Annotated in this window: 5 protein-coding genes; all 5 read right to left on the reverse strand. The window is 65.0% G+C overall.

Annotated elements, in window-relative coordinates:
* Window positions 1–1,120: 1,120 nt before the first annotated feature.
* Window positions 1,121–1,516, reverse strand: a complete 396-nt coding sequence (gcvH, locus tag ACXJKH_RS15520; protein ID WP_256776851.1) for a glycine cleavage system protein GcvH — start codon at window positions 1,514–1,516, stop codon at window positions 1,121–1,123.
* Window positions 1,517–1,606: 90 nt separating this feature from the next.
* Window positions 1,607–2,719 carry a glycine cleavage system aminomethyltransferase GcvT gene (gcvT, locus tag ACXJKH_RS15525; protein ID WP_256776852.1) on the reverse strand — a complete coding sequence of 371 codons (1,113 nt, stop codon included), beginning with the start codon at window positions 2,717–2,719 and terminating at the stop codon, window positions 1,607–1,609.
* A 75-nt stretch (window positions 2,720–2,794) separates the two neighbouring features.
* The gene (locus tag ACXJKH_RS15530) at window positions 2,795–3,226 is read right to left on the reverse strand and encodes an NfeD family protein (protein ID WP_256776853.1); all 432 of its coding nucleotides are present in this window, start codon (window positions 3,224–3,226) and stop codon (window positions 2,795–2,797) included.
* Between the two features lies 1 nt (window position 3,227).
* Window positions 3,228–4,190, reverse strand: a complete 963-nt coding sequence (locus ACXJKH_RS15535; protein ID WP_457320614.1) for an SPFH domain-containing protein — start codon at window positions 4,188–4,190, stop codon at window positions 3,228–3,230.
* Window positions 4,191–4,240: 50 nt separating this feature from the next.
* Complete coding sequence (locus tag ACXJKH_RS15540; RefSeq protein WP_457320616.1) at window positions 4,241–4,543, reverse strand: Mpo1-like protein; 303 nt, start codon at window positions 4,541–4,543, stop codon at window positions 4,241–4,243.
* Window positions 4,544–4,595 lie beyond the last annotated feature (52 nt).

Genomic DNA, 4,595 nt, shown 5'->3' on the forward strand with positions numbered 1-4,595 from the left:
CTTCTTCACTGCCTTGCGGGCGGTTGCCTTCTTGGCTGCCTTCTTCACCGTCTTCTTGGCAGCGGCCTTCTTGGCTACCTTCTTGGCAGCGGCTTTCTTGGCTACCTTCTTGACGGCCTTTTTGGCGGCCGGCTTTTTCTTCGCAGCTTTCTTGGTTGCCATGGGATGGCTCCTCGTCAGTGATCTATGGAGTGGAAACGCCCAGGTAAAGCAAACCCGCAGTGCGACATCGCGGGGACCGCCGTCGCGTCAAGCGCGTCGTGACGGATACGGGGATACCCACCGCAGGTGGCCGGGCAGGTATCGAATGGGAAGGGGCCTTGGAGTTCGCCGGGGGAAGCGACGCCATCTCCACCGTCTTCGGACGCGAGGTGGATGTCCAGGTTGTGCTTCGCGACTGGATGTCGATTCTGCTCACTCTGTTCGCAGCAAGGTCTGCTGTGGCGAAACCTAATCACGGTTTTTTTCACTGTCAACAACCCGGGCGAAAAAATTTCACATGGAGCGTCCCCGCGACGGCGTCGCCACCCCCGCTGCAAACACCGCCAGCGGCATGCCATGACACGCCGCACGCAYCGCATCGACGTGCATCGCGCAGCACATGCGAAAAGAAAACCACTTAAAAGAAGCACTTTCGTATTTTCAGCGCGCGCCCGGCGCATGTGCACCACCTGACCCGCGCGTGCGTGCGCTTACGGCCGAACGCCTACCCACACGGCACCCAAACGGACGCGAAAACTTTTCACATGCTCGATCGCTTTTTGCCATCGGATTTGCACAAATGCGCAAACTTTCAGACCGTCGCGACCGTTCGGTTCGTACCGATCCGATGCGCCGCGCGCACCGGGTACGACCACCGCGCCGGTTCCCGACGCGCGCGCGCGGACACCGAAAGGCACCCTCATGACCCACGCCGACGTCGACCCAACCGTTCCGCATGAGTACCTGCCGGATCATCCTTTGCGCGCGCCGCACCGGTTTTTCATCACGTACACATAACGGCAGCGCCGTCGACGTTGATCCAAACCTGGCGTGGCGACCAACGTCGCCCGCCGTGCGCCACCGCGCGGGCAAAAAAAAACGGCCGCACCAGGCGGCCGTTCCTTCGATCAGGCGACGATCAATGTTCGTCGTTTTCCAGCAGCTCGGCGTACTCGTCCGGGCCGAGCAGATCGTTCAACTCGTCGTTGGCCGAGAACTCCACCACGTAGATCCAGCCTTCGCCGTAGGCATCTTCGTTGATGGTTTCCGGCTTGTCCGACAGCGCTTCGTTCACTTCGACCACGGTGCCGGTGACCGGGCTGTAGACGTCCGAGGCGGCCTTGACCGACTCGACCACGGCCGCCTGCTGGCCAGCCTTCACTTCGTCGCCCACCGCCGGCAGTTCGACGTAGACCAGGTCACCGAGCAGGCCCTGGGCGTGGTCGGAAATACCGATGGTGACGCGGCCGTTGCCTTCGACACGTGCCCACTCATGGGACTTGAGGAATTTGAGGTCGCCGGGGATCTCGCTCATGGGACTGCTCCGAGGAATTTCAGGGGTCAAGAAACGGGGGTAGTGTAACCATCGGCGCCGACCGCTGACAGGTCGGCGCCGTCAAAAACATCAGGCGTCGGCCAGCACGCCCGGCTGGGCCTGGCCCTCGCGCACGAACGGGAACTTCACCACGCGCACCGGCACCTGCTTGCCGCGGATGTCCACGTGCACCAGGCCCAGTTCACCGGCCGGCACCCGCGCGAACGCGATGCCCTTGCCCAGCGTCGGAGAGAACGTGCCGGACAGGATCTCGCCCTGTCCGCTGGCAGTCAGTACCGCCTGGCCGTGGCGCAGCACGCCCTTCTCGTCCATCACCAGGCCGATCAGCTGACGCGCATCGCCGGCCGCCTTCTGCGCTTCCAGCACGTCGCGGCCGATGAAATCACGGCCCTCATCAAGCGCCACCGTCCAGGCCAGCGCGGCCTCGTACGGGGTGATGTCTTCGTCCATGTCCTGGCCATACAGGTTCATGCCGGCTTCCAGGCGCAGCGTATCGCGTGCGCCCAGCCCGGCCGGACGCACGCCGGCAGCGGCCAGCGCGTTCCAGAATGCGACCACCTCGGTCTGCGGCAGCAGGATCTCGAACCCGTCCTCACCGGTGTAGCCGGTGCGCGCCACGAACAACGGCGCGCCGCTGCTGGCGGTCGCCTCGAGCGCGGCGAAACGGCCCAGCTTCTCCAGTGCCGCGCGGTCGCCCTCGCCCACCAGCCCGATCACCCGCTCGCGCGCGGTCGGCCCCTGCACGGCGATGATCGCCAGGTCCTCGCGCTCGGTGACGGCCACGTCGAACGCGGCAGCCTGCTCGCGGATCCAGGCCAGGTCCTTCTCGCGGGTGGAGGCATTGACCACCATGCGGAAGAAATCGTCGGCCAGGTAGTACACGATCAGGTCATCGATGACCCCGCCGCGCGGATTGAGCATGCACGAGTACAGCGCCTTGCCGGTCGCCTTGAGCTTGTCCACCGAGTTGGCCAGCAGCTTGCGCAGGAACGGCTTGACCTGCGCACCGCGCAGATCCACCACGGTCATGTGGCTGACGTCGAACATGCCGGCGTCGCTGCGCACCAGGTGGTGCTCGTCCAGCTGCGAACCGTAATGGATGGGCATGTCCCAGCCACCGAAATCGACCATCTTGGCGCCGAGTGCGCGGTGGGTCTCGTTGAGAAGCGTCTTCTGGGTCATGACCGTTTTTCCGGGGGAATGAAGGCAAGACCTCGATTATCCCAGAACCGACTTCACAACGCCTGCGGCGTTGCGTCAGACCTGCTGCACCTTCAGCGTCATCCCCTCCACCGCCACTACCCGCACCCGGCTGCCGGCAGGCAGATCCGGGCCAGCCACCACCCAGAACGCGTCGTCGATCTTGGCCCGGCCCTTGCCCGCCACGATGTCCTGGTCGATCACCACCACCCGGCCGATCAACTGCTCGGCGCGCCGGTTCAACAGCGGCGCATCGCTCTGCCGCCCATGCGAACGTCCCCAACGCCGATAGCACTGGATGGACACCACCGACAGCAGCACGAAGGCCACCACCTGCCACAGCAACGGGATGTCGGCAAACACCGCCACCAGCACGAACACCGCCGCGGCACCGATCCCGATCCACAACATGAAGGCGCCTGGCGCCAGCGCCTCGGCCGCGAACAGGACCAGCGCCAGCGCGCCCCAGCCGACGACTTCCCAGCGCATCTCAGCCTCCGACCCGCGGCGGCACGCCGCGCGTGGTGCGCTTGTCTTCCTGCTTGGCGAAGGCCTCGCGCGCCAGCTCGGCGACGCCGGCGATCGAGCCGATCACCCCGCTGGCCTCCATCGGCATCAGCACCAGCTTCTGGTTGGGCGAGGTGGCCAGTTCCTTGAACGCCTCCACGTACTTCTGCGCGATGAAGTAGTTGATCGCCTGCACGTCGCCCTGGGCGATGGCTTCGGAGACCATGCGGGTCGCATTGGCCTCGGCTTCGGCCGAACGCTCGCGCGCCTCGGCATCGCGGAAGGCGGCTTCCTTGCGACCCTCGGCCTCGAGCACGGCGGCCTGCTTCTCGCCTTCGGCACGCAGGATCTCCGACTGCCGCGAGCCCTCCGCCTCCAGGATCTGCGCACGCTTCTCGCGCTCGGCCTTCATCTGCCGCGCCATCGCATCGAGCAGATCGCGCGGCGGCTGGATGTCGCGGATCTCGATCCGGTTGACCTTCACGCCCCACGGATTGGTCGCATGGTCGACCACGTTCAGCAGCTTGGCGTTGATCACCTCACGCTGGCTGAGCGATTCATCCAGGTCCATCGAGCCGATCACGGTGCGGATGTTGGTCTGCACCAGCGCGATCATCGCCACCTCCAGCACGGACACCTCGTAGGCGGCCTTGGATGCATCCAGCACCTGGAAGAACACCACCCCGTCCACGCGTACCGCCGCGTTGTCCTTGGTGATCACCTCCTGGCCCGGCACGTCCAGCACCTGCTCCATCATGTTCACCTTTCGCCCCACCCCGTACACGATGGGAATCAGGAAATGCAGGCCGGGCGACATCGTGTGGGTGTAGCGCCCGAAACGCTCCACCGTCCACTCATACCCCTGCGGCACCATCCGCACTGCCTTGAACAGGATGACCACGGCCACGAAGGCCAGCACCAGCGAAAACAGCACGGTCGGAAACATCGCGTCACTCCTTTGATGCCGGGCCGGGCCCGGGCATGGCTACGCTGCCATTACAACCGGATCCGGCCACAGAGGATGTCCCGGAACATCACCCAGTCGCCGGCGAAAGAATAGAAGGGATGCTTGAAGGTGGCCGGCCGGTTTTTCTCGAAGAAAAAGTGCCCCACCCAGGCAAACCCGTACCCGCAGGCCAGCGCTGCCAGCAGCCAGACGGGTTGGCCGCGCACGATCGCGACGGCCACCAGCAACAACACCGCGCAGCTGCCGACAACGTGCAGCCGGCGCGAGACCGCATTGCGGTGCTCGTCCAGATAGAACGGATAGAACTCGCGGAAACTGGCGAAGCGGGACATGGCGCGCCTTGCAAAACCGGACGCACCCAGCATAGCGCGTGCGTCCCGGTAG

Source organism: Stenotrophomonas sp. P5_B8, from assembly GCF_054049855.1.

Coding starts and splice junctions, on each gene's coding strand:
- gcvH (WP_256776851.1), bottom strand. CDS start 1,516: ATGAGCGAGATCCCCGGCGACCTCAAATTCCTCAAGTCCCATGAGTGG.
- gcvT (WP_256776852.1), bottom strand. CDS start 2,719: ATGACCCAGAAGACGCTTCTCAACGAGACCCACCGCGCACTCGGCGCC.
- ACXJKH_RS15530 (WP_256776853.1), bottom strand. CDS start 3,226: ATGCGCTGGGAAGTCGTCGGCTGGGGCGCGCTGGCGCTGGTCCTGTTC.
- ACXJKH_RS15535 (WP_457320614.1), bottom strand. CDS start 4,190: ATGTTTCCGACCGTGCTGTTTTCGCTGGTGCTGGCCTTCGTGGCCGTG.
- ACXJKH_RS15540 (WP_457320616.1), bottom strand. CDS start 4,543: ATGTCCCGCTTCGCCAGTTTCCGCGAGTTCTATCCGTTCTATCTGGAC.